The sequence below is a fragment of the Pseudoclavibacter sp. AY1F1 genome (assembly GCF_002931075.1).
Classification (GTDB): domain Bacteria; phylum Actinomycetota; class Actinomycetes; order Actinomycetales; family Microbacteriaceae; genus Pseudoclavibacter.
This window is the reverse complement of sequence record NZ_PSTQ01000003.1, coordinates 169,077-186,434: the sequence shown is the minus strand read 5'-3', so window position 1 is coordinate 186,434 and position 17,358 is coordinate 169,077. Positions and strand designations below refer to the sequence as shown.

20 protein-coding genes and 1 pseudogene are annotated in these 17,358 nt (G+C 66.6%); 9 read left to right on the top strand and 12 right to left on the bottom strand.

What is annotated here, in order from left to right:
- Positions 1 to 88 precede the first annotated feature (88 nt).
- The 7 genes from C5B85_RS07095 to rpmB form a co-directional block, all read right to left on the bottom strand.
- Complete coding sequence (locus C5B85_RS07095) at positions 89 to 376, bottom strand: HU family DNA-binding protein (RefSeq protein ID WP_068483913.1); 288 nt, start codon at positions 374 to 376, stop codon at positions 89 to 91.
- A 256-nt stretch (positions 377 to 632) separates the two neighbouring features.
- Positions 633 to 2,351, bottom strand: coding sequence for an AMP-binding protein (locus C5B85_RS07090; protein WP_104285313.1), 1,719 nt, complete (start codon positions 2,349 to 2,351; stop codon positions 633 to 635).
- Positions 2,352 to 2,424: 73 nt separating this feature from the next.
- Complete coding sequence (locus C5B85_RS07085) at positions 2,425 to 2,661, bottom strand: helix-turn-helix transcriptional regulator (RefSeq protein ID WP_068483919.1); 237 nt, start codon at positions 2,659 to 2,661, stop codon at positions 2,425 to 2,427.
- On the bottom strand, positions 2,661 to 3,284 hold the full coding sequence (locus C5B85_RS07080) for a hypothetical protein (protein ID WP_104285312.1): 624 nt from the start codon (positions 3,282 to 3,284) through the stop codon (positions 2,661 to 2,663). Before C5B85_RS07080 ends, C5B85_RS07085 begins: the two co-directional genes overlap by 1 nt.
- A 140-nt stretch (positions 3,285 to 3,424) precedes the next feature.
- Entirely contained in the window at positions 3,425 to 3,730 is a 306-nt protein-coding gene (gene rpsN / locus C5B85_RS07075) for a 30S ribosomal protein S14 (protein WP_068483923.1), read from the bottom strand.
- Positions 3,731 to 3,732: 2 nt separating this feature from the next.
- Positions 3,733 to 3,903, bottom strand: a complete 171-nt coding sequence (gene rpmG / locus C5B85_RS07070; RefSeq protein WP_068483925.1) for a 50S ribosomal protein L33 — start codon at positions 3,901 to 3,903, stop codon at positions 3,733 to 3,735.
- Positions 3,903 to 4,139 carry a 50S ribosomal protein L28 gene (rpmB, locus tag C5B85_RS07065; RefSeq protein ID WP_068483927.1) on the bottom strand — a complete coding sequence of 79 codons (237 nt, stop codon included), beginning with the start codon at positions 4,137 to 4,139 and terminating at the stop codon, positions 3,903 to 3,905. Before rpmB ends, rpmG begins: the two co-directional genes overlap by 1 nt.
- Positions 4,140 to 4,334: 195 nt before the next feature.
- On the opposite strand from rpmB, the gene C5B85_RS19695 reads away from it, so the two are divergent.
- From C5B85_RS19695 to C5B85_RS07050, 3 genes are all read left to right on the top strand, one after another.
- Positions 4,335 to 4,493, top strand: a complete 159-nt coding sequence (locus C5B85_RS19695) for a hypothetical protein (RefSeq protein ID WP_308471328.1) — start codon at positions 4,335 to 4,337, stop codon at positions 4,491 to 4,493.
- Between the two features lie 38 nt (positions 4,494 to 4,531).
- On the top strand, positions 4,532 to 5,674 hold the full coding sequence (locus C5B85_RS07060; RefSeq protein ID WP_308471327.1) for a carboxylesterase family protein: 1,143 nt from the start codon (positions 4,532 to 4,534) through the stop codon (positions 5,672 to 5,674).
- 150 nt (positions 5,675 to 5,824) lie between these two features.
- Positions 5,825 to 6,898 (top strand): hypothetical protein, encoded by a 1,074-nt coding sequence (locus C5B85_RS07050; RefSeq protein WP_146077872.1) that lies wholly within the window; start codon positions 5,825 to 5,827, stop codon positions 6,896 to 6,898.
- 242 nt (positions 6,899 to 7,140) lie between these two features.
- On the opposite strand, the gene C5B85_RS07045 is transcribed toward C5B85_RS07050, so the two are convergent.
- Positions 7,141 to 7,869 carry a DUF554 domain-containing protein gene (locus C5B85_RS07045; protein ID WP_258070639.1) on the bottom strand — a complete coding sequence of 243 codons (729 nt, stop codon included), beginning with the start codon at positions 7,867 to 7,869 and terminating at the stop codon, positions 7,141 to 7,143.
- Positions 7,870 to 7,978: 109 nt separating this feature from the next.
- Here C5B85_RS07045 and C5B85_RS07040 point away from each other — a divergent pair, with 109 nt between their 5' ends.
- Positions 7,979 to 8,734, top strand: coding sequence for a hypothetical protein (locus C5B85_RS07040; RefSeq protein ID WP_104285308.1), 756 nt, complete (start codon positions 7,979 to 7,981; stop codon positions 8,732 to 8,734).
- 4 nt (positions 8,735 to 8,738) lie between these two features.
- Here C5B85_RS07040 and C5B85_RS07035 read toward each other — a convergent pair whose 3' ends face one another.
- On the bottom strand, positions 8,739 to 8,924 hold the full coding sequence (locus tag C5B85_RS07035; RefSeq protein ID WP_104285307.1) for an MbtH family NRPS accessory protein: 186 nt from the start codon (positions 8,922 to 8,924) through the stop codon (positions 8,739 to 8,741).
- 222 nt (positions 8,925 to 9,146) lie between these two features.
- Here C5B85_RS07035 and C5B85_RS07030 point away from each other — a divergent pair.
- The 4 genes and pseudogenes from C5B85_RS07030 to C5B85_RS07015 all read left to right on the top strand — a co-directional run bounded on the left by C5B85_RS07030 (position 9,147) and on the right by C5B85_RS07015 (position 13,448).
- A pseudogene (locus tag C5B85_RS07030) lies at positions 9,147 to 10,612 on the top strand (YdiU family protein).
- 143 nt (positions 10,613 to 10,755) lie between these two features.
- Positions 10,756 to 12,072, top strand: a complete 1,317-nt coding sequence (locus C5B85_RS07025; RefSeq protein ID WP_104285306.1) for a sensor histidine kinase — start codon at positions 10,756 to 10,758, stop codon at positions 12,070 to 12,072.
- Positions 12,069 to 12,836, top strand: a complete 768-nt coding sequence (locus tag C5B85_RS07020; RefSeq protein WP_258070638.1) for a response regulator transcription factor — start codon at positions 12,069 to 12,071, stop codon at positions 12,834 to 12,836. Before C5B85_RS07025 ends, C5B85_RS07020 begins: the two co-directional genes overlap by 4 nt.
- Positions 12,837 to 12,917: 81 nt before the next feature.
- On the top strand, positions 12,918 to 13,448 hold the full coding sequence (locus C5B85_RS07015) for a MarR family winged helix-turn-helix transcriptional regulator (protein WP_104285305.1): 531 nt from the start codon (positions 12,918 to 12,920) through the stop codon (positions 13,446 to 13,448).
- A gap of 11 nt (positions 13,449 to 13,459) precedes the next feature.
- Here the strand turns inward: C5B85_RS07015 and C5B85_RS07010 are convergent, their stop codons facing one another.
- Positions 13,460 to 13,873 (bottom strand): hypothetical protein, encoded by a 414-nt coding sequence (locus C5B85_RS07010; RefSeq protein ID WP_181064321.1) that lies wholly within the window; start codon positions 13,871 to 13,873, stop codon positions 13,460 to 13,462.
- A 129-nt stretch (positions 13,874 to 14,002) separates the two neighbouring features.
- Here C5B85_RS07010 and trmB point away from each other — a divergent pair, with 129 nt between their 5' ends.
- Complete coding sequence (gene trmB / locus C5B85_RS07005; protein ID WP_104285304.1) at positions 14,003 to 14,743, top strand: tRNA (guanosine(46)-N7)-methyltransferase TrmB; 741 nt, start codon at positions 14,003 to 14,005, stop codon at positions 14,741 to 14,743.
- Positions 14,744 to 14,757: 14 nt separating this feature from the next.
- Here the strand turns inward: trmB and C5B85_RS07000 are convergent, their stop codons facing one another.
- Complete coding sequence (locus C5B85_RS07000) at positions 14,758 to 15,432, bottom strand: TetR/AcrR family transcriptional regulator (RefSeq protein ID WP_104285303.1); 675 nt, start codon at positions 15,430 to 15,432, stop codon at positions 14,758 to 14,760.
- 65 nt (positions 15,433 to 15,497) lie between these two features.
- Positions 15,498 to 17,120 (bottom strand): DHA2 family efflux MFS transporter permease subunit, encoded by a 1,623-nt coding sequence (locus tag C5B85_RS06995; protein ID WP_104285302.1) that lies wholly within the window; start codon positions 17,118 to 17,120, stop codon positions 15,498 to 15,500.
- Positions 17,121 to 17,358 lie beyond the last annotated feature (238 nt).

Below are 17,358 nucleotides of genomic sequence, written 5' to 3'. Positions count from 1 at the left end.
CACCGGTCAGACGGCCGCCTCGAGTGCACACACGAACGCGGGGCCGCTTCCAGATGGAAGCGACCCCGCGTGCATTCAGGCGCGAAGACTACTTAGCTGCGGCCTTGAGCTTCGAGCCAGCCGAGATCTTGACGCCCTTCGAGGCGGCGATCTGGATGGCTTCACCCGTCTGAGGGTTGCGGCCGGTGCGCGCGGCACGAGCGGTCTGCTCAACGGAGAGCCAGCCCGGGATCGTGACCTTGGTGCCCTTGGCAACGTTCGAGGCGAGCTCGCTGAAGAGTGCGTCGAGGACGCTTCCAACAACAGCCTGGCTCTGGCCGGTCTCAGTCGCGATCGCGGCAACGAGTTCGGTCTTGTTCACAGTCTTGTCTGCCATATGTCCTCCTTAGGACGCAGCCCCGCCCTTGCGAGTGCAGCATGTTGGGTTCAGAAGTCCTGCAGTTCCGCGGGATTCCGCGGCAGGACGTTCGTCAACCTACCAAAAGCGGGGCGTTCGGCATGCAGATTCGCCTGACACGCCGCGTCTTGCCACCTAATTCACCGGTTTGGGGGCCTTCTGGACCGGACCGATGCCCGAATCGGCGCTGAATGGATGGATCCTCGGCGCCCGCGCACGGCGTCTTCGACGCCGGTCAGCGTCGCTTAATCTCCGGGAAGTCGTCATCGCGCCACTCACCGTCGAGCCGCGCGCCTTCGGCCTCGATCTCGCGGTTTCGGAGTTCGACGCGGCGGATCTTGCCAGACGCGGTCTTCGGCAGCTCGAAGAACTCCAGGCGCCTCACGCGCATGTACGGGGGCATGACGGCGCGTGCGTGCCTGAGCACTTCGAGGGCCGTTTGCCGGTTCGCCTCCCACCCCGACGCGAGCGTGACGTACGCCTTCGTGATGTTGAGCTTCGTCGCATCCGGTGCCCCGACGACGCCGGCCTCGGCGACGGCGTCGTGTTCGAGCAGGAGGCTCTCCACCTCGAACGGCGTCACCTTGAAGTCTGAGGACTTGAACACGTCGTCGGTGCGGCCGACGAAGGTGATGCATCCGTTCTCGTCGCGCACAGCGACGTCGCCAGTGTGGAAGAAGCCGTCGCGCACGGCGTTGTCGGTGGCCGCGGGTGATCCGAGGTACTCGGTCATGAGGTTCACGGGCCGCTGGGCGCGCATGTCGAGGCAGATCTCGCCCTCGTCGCCCGCTGCTCCCGTGACGGGGTCGAGGAGCACGACGTTCATACCTGGCAGCGGATGCCCCATGGCGCCCGGCTTGATGGTCGCGCCAGGCGCGTTTGCGATGAGCGCCGTCGTCTCGGTCTGGCCGTAGCCGTCGCGGATCTCGAGTCCCCACCAGTCTTTGATGCGTGCGATGACTTCCGGGTTGAGCGGCTCACCGGCCGAGAGCAGTTCGCGCATGGCGCGCGGCCTTTCCGTTCGGCCGTGCTGCACCAGGATGCGCCACACGGTCGGCGGGGCACAGAACGATGTCGCCCCCGCTTTGTCGAGCTGCTCGAGGAGCAGTGCCGCGTCGAACCGCTGGTAGTTCACGACGAAGACGGTTGCCTCGGCGTTCCAGGGCGCGAAGAAGCTGCTCCAGGCATGCTTACCCCAGCCGGCCGCGCTGATGGCGAGGTGCACGCCGCCCGGCTCAACGCCGATCCAGTACATCGTCGAGAGGTGGCCGACGGGATAGGAGCGGTGCGAGTGGACAACGATCTTGGGGTGGCTGGTCGTGCCGGAGGTGAAGTAGATGAGGGCGGCGTCATCGCTTGCCGTCTGCTTCGTGACGGGCGCATCCGAAGCGTCGTAGATGTCGTTGAAGTCGAGCCACGCCTCACGCGCAGCACCGTCGAGTCCAGCGCCCACCTGAGCGATGCGGTAGCTCCCGAGCACGTTGTCGAACTTGGCCGCGTCAGCTTCTTCGGCGATGACCAGCCGCACCCTGGCCCGTTCGACCCGGTCGTCGAGGTCGTGCGGGCCGAGGACAACCGAGGTGGGGAGGATGACGGCGCCGAGCTTGAGCGCGCCGAGCATCGCCTCCCAGAGCTCACGACGATTGCCGAGCATGAGCATGATGACGTCACCGCGGCGGATGCCCTGCGCTTCCAGCCAGTTCGCGACCCGGCTCGAACGCCGTCGCAGGTCATCGAAGCTGTACTTCGCCTCGCTGCCGTCGTCTTCCACGATCCACAGCGCGATCCGGTCGTTGCCTTCGGCGATCTGATCGAACCAGTCGAGCGCCCAGTTGAAGCTGTCACCCACGTCTGGCCACTCGAACTCGCGGCTCGCGCGCTCCGCATCGGTACGGAGGGCGAGCAGCTGGTCACGTGCGCTGCGGAAGGCGTCTGCGCCTCGAACATCTGACATGCGTGCCATTCTCACCCACGCCGCCGACATTGCGCCGCCGATGGGGATGCTCGCGCGCAGGTCAGCGCGACGATCAGCGCGGCGGCAGGTAGTCGAGCAACTCGCCCGGCTTGCACTCGAGCACGGCGCAGAGCCTCGCGAGCGTCTCGAAGCGCACGGCCTTGGCGCGGTTGTTCTTCAGTACAGACAGGTTGACGACGCTGATGCCGACCCGCTCCGACAGGTCGACGAGCGTGATGCCGCGACGTGCCATGATCTCGCCGAGGTGGCACACGATGTAGTGCGGCTCCTCGAGCGGGTCCGGCACCATCAGACGAGCCCTTCCTGGTCGAGCTGCAGGCGCGCACCACGGCGCATGATGAGGTTCACGACGAGCAGGATCACGAGGATGAGCAGGAACGCCCACGTCTGGTCGAGGATCGTCGGTTCGGGCGCATCCGACCCGCTCCACCCGAGCTTTGCGATGGTCCAGTTCGTGCCGAGCAGCTCGAAGAATCCGGGGGCGGCGAGGGCCGCGACCACGAGGCCGGACGACCAGTCGAGCAGGCGAATGCTCTTGCGACCGAAGAAGTCACCCTTCGCGAGGTTCCTGGCGAACAGCAGGAGCATCCAAACGGCGGCGACACTCAGCACGGCGCCGATGATCTGACCGATCAGGAGGAGCACAAGCGCGCCCGTGGGGATGAGGTCGGCGGCGACCAGGATCGTCGAGGCTCCGTCGAGGGGAACATCGGCTCCGACGGGAGTCGGCAGGGAGACGGACGCGCCCTCGAACGACGCATTGACGCGCACGCTCCCGTCGACGAAGTAGCCGACGACGTTCTCGAGGGGCTTCAGGACAACAAGCCCGGCGGCGACGATGCCGAGGGGCCAGAGGTAGCCGAGCTCTTTCGCTTCGCGGTCCGTGCCTGCGGCGTTCTGACGTGCGTTCATGATCTTCCTCCATATCGTTTCTCGATATGCATAACGATAAACGATATGGCTGGATGCGCAACCCCGGACGCACGAAACCCCCGAGCGAAGACGCTCGGGGGTTTCGGGAAAGCACTACGCCACTACTGGCGGGCTGGTGGTTACCAGCTCGACTTCGTGATTCCTGGAAGCTCACCGCGGTGAGCCATGTCGCGGAAGCGGACACGCGAGATGCCGAACTTCGAGACGTGGCCGCGGGGGCGTCCGTCGATGCTGTCGCGGTTGCGGACGCGAACCGGCGAAGCGTTGCGGGGAAGCTTCTGCAGGCCGACGCGAGCTGCCTCGCGCGACTCGTCGGTGCCGTTCGGGTCGACAAGAGCCTTCTTCAGCTCTGCGCGGCGTTCCGCGTAGCGCTCGACGATGACCTTGCGCTGCTCGTTCTTGGCGATCTTGCTCTTCTTGGCCATGTTTAGCGCTCCTCTCGGAATTCGACGTGCTTGCGGATGACCGGGTCGTACTTCTTGAGCACGAGGCGGTCAGGCGTGTTGCGACGGTTCTTCTTCGTCACGTAGGTGTAGCCCGTTCCAGCGGTGGAGCGGAGCTTGATGATCGGACGTACGTCCTGGCTCTTCTTCGCCATTAGAACTTGACTCCCTTCGCACGAAGCTCAGCGACGACGGACTCGATGCCGCGTGCGTCGATGACCTTGATGCCCTTAGCCGAAAGCGTCAGCGTGATCGTGCGCTTCATGGAAGGCACGAAGTACTTCTTCTTCTGGATGTTCGGGTCGAACCGACGGTTGGTCCGTCGGTGCGAGTGCGAGATGTTGTGACCGAATCCGGGAACCGCCCCGGTCACCTGGCACACTGCTGCCATTGTTTCCTCCGTAGATACCGCGGGAACCAGAAGGCCCCGCCCAAGATCTCTTGTCTGCGTCGATGGCGGATGCACACCAACACGGTCGCGCCAGAGGGGAACCCCGGCGCACCAAGGGTCGAGCTTAGGCGACACGCCCGGGAGAGCGCAAGCCTGTGTCGAGAATCGGCGGCGAGCGGGATGCAAGACTCGAGCATGGCTTCCTCCCCCACCTTCTCTCCTCCGTGCGGCCCTGTCACCGGATGGACGGACTGGCCGGGCGGAGGGCGGATCGTGCGCGCCACGGGCATCCGCTATGCGGAGGCCGCCAGGTTCGAGGCACCGCGGCCCGCGGCCGACCGCATCAAGGTGTAGAGGCGACGAGCTGGTCGCCGGCCTGCCCTCAGGCGCCCATGCCGGTACTCGAGGAAGTGCTTGGCAGCGGCATCTCGGAGCTCGGCGTCGACGAGGACTGCCAGCGGCTCTCCATCACGCTGCCCGCCGACCTCGCGCCGGGCGAGCAGCTGCCGGTGATGGTGTGGATTCACGGCGGCTCCTACGTCTCCGCCGCCGGCGACGCCGCGGTCATGGACCCTGCCCCTCTTGTCGACGAGCAGCGCGTGGTCGCCGTGAACGTGACATTCCGGCTCGGCCTGTTCGGGTTCCTCGGGGGCACGGATGCGCGCCCCGCGAACCTGGGGCTGCTCGACATCGTCGAGGCGTTCCGCTGGGTGCAGCGCAACATCGCGGCGTTTGGCGGCGACCCCAGGCAGGTCACGGCGTACGGGCAGTCGGCCGGTGCCCACGCCATCGCTCAACTCATGGCGTTGCCGGAGGCACCGGGCCTGTTCCGGCGCGCGATCATCCAGAGCGCACCGCTGAACGTCGAGGGCGGGCGCGAGGAGATGCAAAGCAAGATGCTTGAGGCGACCGCCGGCCTCAATCCGGAGACGCCCGTCGCAGACGTCGTGCGCGCGCAGGCCGCCGCGCTCCGCGCATCCGCCGAGTACGGCCTGCAGGGTGCGATGTCGTTCAGCCCGCAGCACGGGCTCGCCCCGCTGCCCGACACCGCCGGTGTCCTCGAGGGGCGCGACGCGAACGCCCCCAAGATCGACCTGCTCATCGGGCACACGTCGGAAGAAGCCCTCCTGTTTGTGCCGCGCATCCCGCAGACGAAGCGCCTGAGCGCGCTACCGGTCGTCGGGAAGCCGCTCACTGCGGCGGTCGTCGCCGCGCTCACCTGGCTCGTCTACCGGCGAGACGCAACCAGGTTCGCGAGGCGGCACGTGAGGGCAGGTGGGCGCGCATCCACGTATGTCGTGAGCTGGAAAGCGCCGCACAACGTGTGGGGCGCGTGCCACATGATCGACCTCCCACTGCTGTTCGGGAACCAGGCGACGTGGGGCAAGGCTCCCCTCGCCCGCGGCGCGAGCTGGTCAGAGATCGACCGGGAGGGCAAGCGGATGCGCGCAATCTGGGGCGACTTCGCGCGCGGAAGTCTGCCGAACGGGGCCGACAGCGTCCCCGGCGTCGTGCGGTTCGAGAGGCGCGCCTGACCGCGCCACCTACGAAGACACGCCGGCGCGAGGGGCAGTCACGAACCCCCACTCCCCAACCGACTCACTCAAAATCGGTCAAAACACCACACAGGGGAACTACTTCTACTTATATGCGTCGTAGGTTTGGTGAAACCGCACGGAGGACAAGTGAGCCCCGATCCCAAGGGGGCGCGCGTAGCAGGCGCCGTCACTGCACTTCGCGCGTTCATGGACGACAACTTGGCCGCCAGCAAGATCGAGCTCGAGGCGAAGCTCATTGAGGTACACCACGGGCACCCTCCGTTCGAACCCGCGCACCTCCACGACGCTCGCAACGTCCTGCGTGACCGTGGTGAACTGACAATCGAACTCAAAGAAACCCGAGGAGGAAGCCAACCGCCGATCCTTGTAACGACGGACCGCGCTAGGCGTTCGCGCCGAGTGGACGATGCTGCAGCTCGCAAGCGACTGTTGATGAGCCGCTACTACTCCTACGTCCAAGGAAATCAGCAGAACACAGCCAGCTTGACAGGCGACGCGGGGGAGGTTGCTTTCCACGAGGCCTTTCTTCGAGCCAGCGTGGGATCTTCCCTCGCCGAAGTCACGCGCGGCATACCTGCCGTTCCGCGAATAATGGGCATGCAAGTAGATCTTGACAATGCTTTCGTACTGAACCCACTCGATAGTGAAACCCGCGCGCCAATTCCTCCATTCGGCGTGCAAGCCCTAGTCGAGGTAAAGAACATCCGTGAGTGGATCTACCCCCGAACTCAAGAACTCTACCAAGTTCTCCATAAGGCAGCACAACTTCAATGCGCATTCCCTGACAACTCGTTCCTCCCCGTTCTCGTCTGCAGGCGCACGCAAATTACCACTGTCTTTATGGCGAAGTCGCTTGGCTTTTACGTCATTGATGCCCGCCAGCACTACTTTCCGGAGCACTCTCACATCGACCCAGCAAACTTGCAGGAGTTGGTGTCCGAGCTGGCATTGACCGACATCACACAGGGGAACGGAGCAGAGCAGACGCGACACACCCAGAACAGACTAGTCACCTTACAGCGCCACTTCGATGTGCTAGAAGCCATTGAAAAGTGGAAGCGACATGCTCAGAATCATGCGTTTCGTGAACTCCTCAAGACGCTCAACAACGACAGAATCACCAACGTCCATCGTGACGCTTCCCTGAATCAACTTCGCCGCGTCATGCAGCAAGATTTCGGCGCGAAAGGTGGCTGGTAGGCAGGATCGCAACCCCGCTCGACGCACCGTCTCACTTCGAGTTCAGCCCTCGTCGGACTCGCTTGCAATCGCCATGTGCGCAGTGAGATCCGAAGTCGAGAGATGATCGATCCTCGTAACCGACGGAAGCACTGAAGGACACCACCTGCACCCTGCTCCGAAGCCAGCACGAGCTCATGCGCGCTACAGACACCAGAGCGACTCCCTGCCGCGAGTGAGCCTAGACGTGGACAGGCACACCGCTACGACAGGAACGCGAGCGCGACCGGCGCGATGACCAGCGCGGGCAGCAGGTCCCCCACCGGGATCGCCCTGAGCGGGATCAGGCGCACCCCGAGAGCGATCAGGATGAGTCCGCCAACGGCCGAGAGCCCGTCGATCTGGGCGTCGCTGAAGACGTCGCCTGCGAGGAAACCGACCAGCGTGAAGACGCCTTGGATGACCCCGACCGGGACCGCGGCGAACAGCACACCCTTGCCGAAGGTTGAGGCGAAGGCCATCGCTGCGAAGCCGTCGAGCACCGCCTTAACGTAGAGCTGGTCGGCACCGAGGCCCAGACCGTCGGAGATGGGTCCGAGGATGGCGAGGGGCCCGACGCAGAAGAGGAGCGTAGCGGTCACCATGCCGTCGACGAAGCGGCCGTCACCGTCGGACTCGGATTTAAGCCGCCCGCGCACCCAGACTGCAAGCCCCTCGAGCCGGTCCTCGATGCGCAGCCCCGAACCGAGCAGCGCACCGAACACGAGCGACAAGAGGATGACGATCATCGCGAAGGGGCCTGCGGCCTCCGCGAGCGCGTCGGAACCCATGTCGACGACACTCATGCCGCCGAGGACGATGACAAACAGGCCAAGGACCGCAGTGACGGTGGCCTTGGTCCGCTCCTCGAGCCGGTCGCCGAGGAGGATGCCGAGCAAGCCGCCGACGAGGATGAGCGCGACGTTCACTAGCGTCCCTAACCCGATGATCACCGTCCGATTATCGTGACGCCAGGCGTCGATTCCGAATCGTGATGCTCGGGATGAGCGTCGGTATCGTTCTGTGACCGGATAAGGGCAGTCGCGTTCGTAAGGTCGGGGCATGACGAATAGCCGCCTCGCTCACGCATCGATCCTCGGCGCTGCTCTCCTGTTGCTGGTCGGATGCGCAGACGCCAACCAGGCGAGTCCTCCGGACTCGACTGCAAGCGCCACACCAGTCGAGAGCTCGAGTGTGGTCGCGACCGACGAGACACCGTCGCAGACGTCGATCGAGGGCATACCGGTCGAGGAGATGGTCGACCAGCCCGTCTCAGTGCAGCTGACGCAGTGCCTCACCCAGAATGCGCAGTGGATCGACCTGCCGGAGGGGAAGGGGTCACCGGATCTCCACACGCGCGTTGCGGCGAGCGAGCAGGAGCTGCTGTTCCTGCTCCCGCAAGAGCTCGGCGGCTTCGACAACGCTGAGGTCTCCGACAATGCCGGGCCGAGCGCCCGGGTCACCGTCTTCGTGGTCGGCTCTGCAGATAGCGGGGACGACGCCGCGGCGCAATGGCAATCGATGCGGGATGCATCGCCCGAGGTGGATGCCGCCGCAGCCAGGATTGAAGCGGAGGGCGCATCCTTCACCCCGCAGCTCGTCGAGTTCTCGTACGCCGACCTCTGCTCGACACAACTCAGTGCCTTCGCGATGCCAATGTGGACCAGCTCAGACTCGGGCCTGCAGTCGGTCAGGATGGATGTCGAGGCCAACCGCCTCATCGCCGTCGTCGTCTCCGGCGTGATCACGAGTGCCGACATCGACGAGATCGTAGCGACGGGCCCGGCTGGCATCTACGACTTCGAGGAAGTCCAGTAGTCGGTCAGGAGTCGAGGTCGCGCTCCCGGCGATCTCCGGCGAGGTAGGCGCGGCAGTCTGCGGCGGATGCGGGGCCGAAGACCGACACCCAGCCATCGGGGAAGTCGGCGAAGTCCGGCCAGAGCGAATACTGCCGATGCTTGTCTCTGAGGACGTACAGCTCTGCGCCGGTCTCCTCCCAGGGCGTCATCTCGCCCTGCTTCGGAGACGGTCGTCACTGGCCGTGGATGGAACTGGCAATCTAGACCTCGCTCAGCGTTCGCTCGGCTCCGGGTTGGAGCCAGGCACTGTGCCGCGGCGGGGGTCTGGGCAGATAAGCGCAATCGTACGTTCGACTTCAATGAATGACGTGTGAACTCCGAGGGTGGACGCTCTCACGCGATGCCCCGGCAACCCGCCTACTGTGGCGCGCATGACTGAGATGACGCACGCGGGAGTCACCTTCCAGAACCGCTTCGCGGGAGACCTCCCCGAGCTTGCTTCGCCGTGGGAGGCGGAGACGGCACCAGCCCCGCGGCTCGTCCTCCTCAACGACGCACTCGCAGCGGACCTCGGCTTCGATCCGGACTTCCTTCGCTCAGCGGACGGAATCTCGGTGCTCCTCGGCACGGCAATTCCGGACGGCGCCACCCCGGTCGCGCAGGCCTACGCGGGGCACCAGTTCGGGCAGTACTCACCGCGGCTCGGCGACGGACGTGCCCTCCTCCTCGGGGAAGTGACGGATTCGCTGGGACAACTCCGAGATATCCACCTCAAAGGTTCGGGCCGGACAGCCTTCTCCCGCGGCGGGGACGGACGCGCCGCGCTCGGCCCGATGCTCCGCGAGTTCATCGTGAGCGAGGCGATGCACTCCCTCGGCATCCGCACCACCGCTCGCTGAGCGTCGTCGCGACCGGGCGAATGGTCCAGCGAGACGATGTGCTGCCCGGGGCTGTGCTCACACGGGTCGCGAGCAGTCATTTGCGCGTCGGGTCGTTCCAGTACGCGCGGGCAACCGGCGACCTCGGGCTGCTGCGCCGCCTCGCCGATCACGCCATCGCGCGCCACTACCCGTCTGTCGCCGGCGAAGACAACCCGTATCTCGCGTTCTTCGAACAGGTCGTCGCCGCCCAGGCGGACCTCGTCGCGCAGTGGATGCTCGTGGGGTTCGTGCACGGGGTCATGAACACCGACAACATGACTATCTCTGGCGAGACGATCGACTACGGGCCGTGCGCGTTCCTGGATGCGTTCGACCCGGATGCGGTCTTCAGCTCGATCGACCACCAGGGCCGCTACTCGTACCGAAACCAGCCGCACGCCGCTGGCTGGAACCTCACGAGGTTCGCGGAGGCGCTGCTTCCGCTCATCCACGAGAACGAGGACGAGGCGGTCAGGCTCGTCGAGCGAACGCTGTCGTCGTTCGGCCCGACGTATCAGGGTGCCTGGGGTGATGGGATGCGACGAAAGCTCGGGCTGCCCGATGACGTCGACCCTGGCGAGACCGAGCGCGTACTCGGCGAGCTGTTGGCGCTCATGCAGCGGAGCCGCGCCGACTACACCTCCACCTTCAGGGCGCTGGGCGACTACGCACGCGGCGAGCGACAGCCCGCGCTCGACGCATTCGGGGAGTCGGCCCTGGCGTTTCGCACGTGGGCTCGATCCTGGCTCGAGCTCCAGCCGAACGCTGCGGCGATGGATGCGGTGAACCCCGTCTACATCCCGCGAAATCACCTCGTCGAGGAGGCGCTCGACGCAGCCGGCGCCGACGATCTGCAGCCTCTCTCGGATCTGCTCAGCGCGGTGACTGCTCCCTACGACGAGCGGCCTGGCCTGGACCGATACGCGGCCGGGGCGCCGCCGGAGTTCGGGGCGTACGTGACGTTCTGCGGCACCTGAAGCGTTCCTCGGCGGGACACGAGCCCGACCTCCGGTACAGCCAGCCGGCAGTGGATCTCGCTGTCGAGCATGGAGTTCTGCTTCTGACGCAGTTCAGCCAAACGGCTGATCCGAATGTCGGTGGGTCTTCCTAGACTCGTGCCATGACCGTCCCGCACCCGTTGGCCCCTCCCCTGGTGGATGAGCTGACACTCGACGGCGGGCTTGCCGGAAGCCAGCTGACCGAGGCCGACCTCCGATCAGCAGAGTCGCCGGCCGAGCACCGTCGGTGGCGGCCGTGGATGCGGGCGGCCGCGATCTCGCTCGGCTCCCTGCTTGCGGGGGCAATCGTCTTCACGCTGACGCTGGCCGTCACGCTGGACGACCCGGCGTCGGACTCCGAGTCCGGCGCGTTCTACGGGTTCCTCATCATCAATCTGGTGGTCGGCCTCGCGGCCTGCATCGCCATCGGCCCCGTGCGCGGATCCCGCGCCGGGAACCTGTGGATCGTCGCGATCGGCATGACCAGCACGTTGGCGTTCGCCGCGTGGCTCATCGCCGTGATGCGGCTCGGTGCCCGTCGTTCGCTGCCCATGGATGCGTCTGTTGTGGCACTTGTTGTCGGCGGCGGGATCCTCTGGGATTGGTTCGAGTCCAGCATCACGGGCCGCGCGCCCATGGAAGCGCCGATCTTCTACATCATCGTCGTGGCACTCTCGACGGTCATCGCCCTGCTGTTCGGCCGTTCTCGGGGCACGCGGGCCGCGCTCATCACGTCGCTGAGGGCGCAGGCCGCGTCCGCCGAGCGCGAGCGCGCCGCGCTCGCGCACAGTCGCGCCTCCGACCTCGAGCGTGCACGTGCGGAGGAGCGCGCGGCGATCGCTCGCGACATGCACGATTCGATATCCCACGATCTCGCCGTCGTGGCCACACAGGCGGGTGCGCTCGCGTACCGCAGCGACCTGTCTCCCGAACTTGTCAGGGAGACGGCGGCCACAGTGCGGGAGTCGGCGGCGCGCGCCAACACCCGTCTACGCGAAGTGCTCCAGGGAATGCGCGAGCCAAGCGAATCGGGCCGGGGCGACGCACCGCTCCCCGACCTCGACGCCCTCGAGTCGATCCTCGCCCACGGCACGCCCCCGCAGAACCCTCCACTGGTGACCTGGCAGGCGATAGGCCCCGCCGACCTCTCCAGGCTGTCCGACGAGCGCATCCGCGCCCTCCACCGCACACTCTCCGAGCTGTTCGTCAACGCAGGCAAGCATGCGCCTGGAGCTGACGTGCTCGTCGCTCTCTCGGGTGGCGACACCGGCATGACGGTCACGGTCGCGAACTCCGTGCAGCGCGGCGACTCGCCCGCCCTCGGTACCGGGTACGGGCTCATCGGAGCCCGCGAGCGCATCCACCTCGTCGGTGGGTCACTCGAAGCAGGGGCCAGGGCACGCGGCGACTTCGTTGTGGAGGTGAAACTCCCGTGGTGACCGAAGACAGCATCAGCGTGCTGATCGTCGACGACGAGTCCGGCATCCGCATGGGGCTCCGCCTGCTGATCGACGGTGCCGAACGGATCTGCGTCGTCGGCGAGGGGACCAACGGCCACGAGGCCCTCGCGCTGGCCGACGAGCACGACCCTGACGTCATCCTCATGGACGTTCGCATGCCGGGCCTCGCGGGCATCGACGCCGTCGAGCAGCTCACCGCCAAGGGAGCCAGGGCGAAGGTCGTCATGCTCACCGCCTTCGACACCGAGGAGTTCCTGCTGGACGCCCTGCGCGCAGGTGCCGTCTCGTTCCTGCTGAAGGACGCCCCACCGGAAGACATCGTCGGGGCCGTCCTCGACGCGGCGCAGGGCAAGGCCGTCTTCTCGCCGAGCGCCCTCGACCGTCTCGTGCGTGCCGCTGCCACGGGCGCCTCGGCCGACGCTCGGACTTCCGGTGACGCTCGGACTTCCGGTGGCGCTCGGGCATCCGGTGTCACTCCGGTATCCGGCCGAGTCGGCGAACTCCAGCGGAGGCCACCTGCCGGGCAGGGCGAGTCGTTGCTCGCGAAAGTGACCAGCAGAGAGCGGGAGATTGCCAGGTACGTGGCGCAGGGCATGACGAACGCGGAGATCGCTTCGGCCCTCTACGTCAGCCAGGCCACCGTGAAGACGCACCTGGCGAGTCTCTTCTCGAAACTGCACGTCACCAACCGCGTGCAACTCGCACTGCTCGCGCTCGAGTGGGACGCGGTCGAACGAGGCTGACCGGGGCCTGACCGGCCGAGACCCTACCGAAGCCCTGCGTGTACTCTGGGCGGCACCACGGAGATCGAGGGGAGCGCTGCCATGACGAGCACCCCCTCAGCCGATCGCCCGGATCGCCCGGGCCGGGCGGGTCGGGCGGATCAGCCCGGTCTCACCCCCACGGTCCAGCCGACACCCGCGACGCGACTCAGCGATGCACTCACCGCCTTCGCCGAAGCACGCCAGTCGTCACAGAACGAGGCCAGGCGTTCGCTTGGCATCGGCGAGATGGACGCACGCGCGCTCGCCTACCTCGAGCAGAACCCCGGCGCCAGGCCGAGCGCCCTGCGCGCGCACCTGGGCCTCACCTCCGCCGGAGTCTCAACGCTGTGCGACCGGCTCCTCGAGCGGGGTGCCATCCACCGCGATACTGACCCGACGGACCGGCGCGCGAGCTTGCTCACGGTCACCGTCGACCTCTCGGCGGAGCCGTGGAACCGCCTCAGCGAATTCGACACGTCACTCGAGTCGGCGGTCGCCCACGAGGCGGACGCCGAGACACTTGAGCGTCTCGCGGAGTTGCTCACGCACGCGCTCGGTATGACCACGGGGCACAACGGCCAAGCCGGCTGAGCTCAGCCGAGCTAGGAGTTCGCTTCGGCTGGCACAGCCTGCGACACCGACCGCACCTCGGGCTGGGCCTCGGGATGCGCCTGCGAGTGGAGCTCTGCGAGCAGCACGATCGACTTCGCCTGCAGGAACGTGCAGAGGGCGGAGACGACCGCCAGTTCTTGTGAGAGGGCGTGCACGTGCGCGGCCGAGAGGTGCAGGATGTCCTCGCGCGGCTCGAGCGTGACCGACCATTTCGGGCTGTCGCGTGTGCCCGGCTGCAGGTACAGCTCGGTGGGCGCGTGCGAGAGCTGCACGCGTACGAGCCCCGTGTCTTGCCCTTCGTCGCCGTCCTGGACGATGACGTTGACAACCCCGGGTTCGACGTAGCCGAGGCTCTCGAACTCGCGAGCCCAAGACTCGAGCACTTCTTTGCTGCGATACGGCATTCTGAACCTCCGACCGGGGGTGACGGCTTCTTGCACCCAGCATCCCCTATCCGGGGCGCTTTACTGAACACCCTTTGCATGGCGGGAACGGTTTGCCGTATCTCCGCACCCATCACCTAGGTTTGTCTGGTGTCAGACGCAGAAACCACCCAGCCGGCGCAGGATCCCTCGCATCGTCCGATCTTCTCGTTCTCTCGCAGAAGTGGCCGCCTCACCGATGGCCAGCAGACCTCGTGGGAGACGCTCGGCCCGAAGTACCTGGTCGACGTGGAGCGGGCCGAGCTCGACTTCTCGGTGAACCCGGCGTTTCGGGTCGACCCCGCCGAGCTGTTCGGGCGGGATGCACCGCTTGTTGTCGAGATCGGCTCGGGAACGGGCGAGGCCGTGGTGGCGGCCGCGGCCGAGCATCCGGAGTGGAACTTCCTTGCCGTCGAGGTGTTCGTCGCTGGCCTCGCGCGCACCCTGCGGCGCATTGAGGACGCCGGGCTCTCGAACGTGCGCCTCGCCGAAGCGAACGCCGTCGAGGTGCTCGAGCACATGCTTCCTGCCGGCAGCGTCGAAGAGCTCTGGATCTTCTTCCCCGACCCGTGGCACAAGGCGAAGCACACGAAGCGACGGCTCGTGCGCGACGGCTTCGGTGCCGTCGCGGCGAGCGCCCTCCGCCCGGGCGGTCGCATGCGGCTCGCGACCGACTGGGAGGACTACGCCTTCCAGATGCGAGAAGTACTGGATGCTGCACCTGAGTTCACGAGCGAGCACCCGGGCGCCTGGGCTCCGCGCTTCGACGGCAGAACCCTGACCGTCTTCGAACGGAAGGCGGCGAAGGCCGGGAGGCACATCCACGACCTCAGCTATGTGACGGCGGACTAGCACCTCAGCCGAGGTCAGTCGGCGTCCTCCTGGGCCGCGTTCTGCTCCAGCATGCGCTCCATCGCGGCCACGGCGGCGTCCAGGGCGAACTCGAACGCGAGCATGCCGCGAGTGCCCGGTGCCACGGAACCGAGGGCCTCGGTCAGCGCGACGTGGCGCTCCGGGTCCCCCGCCCACGGGACTTCAGGTGCAGCCTCGTCGAGCGCCGTCCCGATCGCGAGGTTCTCGACGAACGTCATGACGATGATGGCCTGCTGGCTCGTGAAGCCCGTCGCGGCGAAGATCTGCGCGGCGCTCTCGTAGATGTCGAGCGCTGTCTCGTCGTTGACGGCCTCCCTCACCATGAGGGGCACGGCAAGCGGATGCACTGACATCGCAGCGACGTAGGCCCGCGCCCAGTGCCGCAGCATGACCCGCCAGTCCGACTGGTCCAGGCAGTCGGCCGCACCGGCGATCTCGGAGGGCTCCGTCTCGACGAGGAGCGCCCCCGCGTTGCCCGAGCTGAGGTGCTGACGGACGGCTTCGATGATGCCGGCGCGCCCATCGACGTGGTGGTAAAGGGACGATGCACCGACCTCGAGGCGATCCGCGAGGAGGGGAATCGAGAAGTCGCCAGTCGCATCGATCTGCTCGAGCGCGGCCAGCGCGATCTTCTCCACGGAGAGCATCGGGGCGCGGGGACGGACCATGACTGCACCCCTTTCGCTGAACGAAAGCGAAAACGTCAGTGTACGCAGTGCATCGCGAGGGGGATCTATCCGGAGGACTTGGACGAGGCGGGTTCTTCACCTTCGGCCTCGTCTCCTTCTTCGCGCTTCCCGGATCCGAGCCTGAGCGTCGCAGCGAGCCCGAGTGCCAGGAAGGCGGCGGCCGTGAAGGCCGAAGCGCGAGTGCCGTCGGAGAGTGCGGCCTTCGCGTCGTCGGCGAAGTCCGCGGTGGCAGGGTTCTCGCCGAGGCCGGCGATGGCACCTCCGGCGGAGTCGACCACGGCCGAGACGACCTGGTCTCGCTGCTCGGCGGGCACCTGGGCGTCATCGAGGGATGCGCCGAGGGATGCGCCGGTCGTCGTGAACAGGATCGTGCCGAGGATGGCGACGCCGAGCGCCGAACCCACCTGCCTCGACGTGGACTGCGTGCCGGAGCCCTGACCGGAGAGCTCGACGGGCACATCCTGCAGCACAACACCGGTCAGCTGAGCCGTCGCGAGGCCAACCCCGAAGCCGTAGACGAACAGGGCCGGGATGAGCCACCCCCACTGCGCATCCGGGGCGATGATGAGACCGGCCCAGGCGATGCCGACGATCTCCGCGAGGATACCGACGCGCACGATCATGACGGCACTGACCTTGCCGCTGCTGGCGCCCGCGAAGCCGCTCGCCACGAACGAGCCGGCAGCCAGCGCCAGGAGCACGAACCCCGTCTGCAGGGCGTCGAAGCCGAGCACAAACTGCAGCCAGAGCGGGAGCGACAAGATGATGCCGAACTCGCCGAGGGCAACGACCAGCGCCGCGATGTTGCCGTTGCGGAACGAGGAGATGCGGAAGAGGGAGAACTCGAGGAGCGACGACTGGCCCCGGCGGGTCCTGGTCACGCCTCTCACGATGAACGCGACGAGCGCGAGGGCCGCGATCGCGAAGGCGAGCGGAACGGGTGAGATCGGCAGCGGCCACTCGAACGACCCGACCGTGAAGGTCTCGTTGACCGCCCACCAGCCGTAGGTGCGTCCCTCGATGAGGCCGAAGACGAGCGCGCCGAACGTGACCACCGAAAGGGCGGCGCCGACAAGATCGAGGCGCTGCCGCGCGGGCTCGCGCGACTCGTTGACGAAGGCGAGCACTCCGATGACGATGATGATGCCGAGTGGCACGTTGATGCCAAACGCCCAGCGCCACGAGAACTCAGTGGTGAGCCATCCGCCGAGCAGTGGCCCGACGGCCGCCATTCCGCCGATCGTCGAGCCCCACACGGCGAATGCGATGCCCCGCTCGCGCCCTCGGAAGTTCGCGTTGATGAGCGAGAGGGTGGTGGGGAGGATCATGGCGCCGCCGACGCCCTGCACGAGGCGAGCCAGGATCAGCAGCCCGCCGGTCGGGGCGAGCGCCGCCGCCACGGACGCGAGCGCGAAGATCACGACGCCGATGAGCATCAGGCGGCGCCGGCCGACGCGGTCGGCGAGGCTGCCGAAGAGGAGCAGCAGCGACGCGAAGACAAGCGTGTACGCCTCCTGCACCCACTGCACCTCGGTCGAGGTGATGCCGAGCTCTGTCACGATCGACGGCACAGCGACGTTCACGATCGTGGAGTCAACGATGATCAGCGCCACCGCGACGCTGATGAAGACCAGCCCAACCCACCGACGACGCGCCGACTCAGCCATGATGCTCCACCTTCTCGTGTGAGGGGTTCGAAGAGAACGAGGCGACAGTACGCCTCCTTTTCTGCGATTTCCCTAAATTGTTTAATTACTTTCGCGGCGAAGCGGACGAACGCCCTGGTGCCGTTTCATTCCCCGCCTGACCGCTCGTGACATCCCGGAGCGAACAATTTGTTGCGCGTCATGAACCGTCACACCCGTGACACTCCCTCGGCTCAGGCGTAGCCTCGCTCAGTTCGCG

Bases quoted from the DNA above. Each gene is read 5' to 3' on its own strand.
- C5B85_RS07095 (WP_068483913.1), bottom strand. From the start codon at position 376: ATGGCAGACAAGACTGTGAACAAGACCGAACTCGTTGCCGCGATCGCG.
- C5B85_RS07090 (WP_104285313.1), bottom strand. From the start codon at position 2,351: ATGTCAGATGTTCGAGGCGCAGACGCCTTCCGCAGCGCACGTGACCAG.
- C5B85_RS07085 (WP_068483919.1), bottom strand. From the start codon at position 2,661: ATGGTGCCGGACCCGCTCGAGGAGCCGCACTACATCGTGTGCCACCTC.
- C5B85_RS07080 (WP_104285312.1), bottom strand. From the start codon at position 3,284: ATGAACGCACGTCAGAACGCCGCAGGCACGGACCGCGAAGCGAAAGAG.
- rpsN (WP_068483923.1), bottom strand. From the start codon at position 3,730: ATGGCCAAGAAGAGCAAGATCGCCAAGAACGAGCAGCGCAAGGTCATC.
- rpmG (WP_068483925.1), bottom strand. From the start codon at position 3,903: ATGGCGAAGAAGAGCCAGGACGTACGTCCGATCATCAAGCTCCGCTCC.
- rpmB (WP_068483927.1), bottom strand. From the start codon at position 4,139: ATGGCAGCAGTGTGCCAGGTGACCGGGGCGGTTCCCGGATTCGGTCAC.
- C5B85_RS19695 (WP_308471328.1), top strand. From the start codon at position 4,335: ATGGCTTCCTCCCCCACCTTCTCTCCTCCGTGCGGCCCTGTCACCGGA.
- C5B85_RS07060 (WP_308471327.1), top strand. From the start codon at position 4,532: ATGCCGGTACTCGAGGAAGTGCTTGGCAGCGGCATCTCGGAGCTCGGC.
- C5B85_RS07040 (WP_104285308.1), top strand. From the start codon at position 7,979: ATGACGAATAGCCGCCTCGCTCACGCATCGATCCTCGGCGCTGCTCTC.
- C5B85_RS07035 (WP_104285307.1), bottom strand. From the start codon at position 8,924: ATGACGCCCTGGGAGGAGACCGGCGCAGAGCTGTACGTCCTCAGAGAC.
- C5B85_RS07025 (WP_104285306.1), top strand. From the start codon at position 10,756: ATGACCGTCCCGCACCCGTTGGCCCCTCCCCTGGTGGATGAGCTGACA.
- C5B85_RS07015 (WP_104285305.1), top strand. From the start codon at position 12,918: ATGACGAGCACCCCCTCAGCCGATCGCCCGGATCGCCCGGGCCGGGCG.
- C5B85_RS07010 (WP_181064321.1), bottom strand. From the start codon at position 13,873: ATGCCGTATCGCAGCAAAGAAGTGCTCGAGTCTTGGGCTCGCGAGTTC.
- C5B85_RS07000 (WP_104285303.1), bottom strand. From the start codon at position 15,432: ATGGTCCGTCCCCGCGCCCCGATGCTCTCCGTGGAGAAGATCGCGCTG.
- C5B85_RS06995 (WP_104285302.1), bottom strand. From the start codon at position 17,120: ATGGCTGAGTCGGCGCGTCGTCGGTGGGTTGGGCTGGTCTTCATCAGC.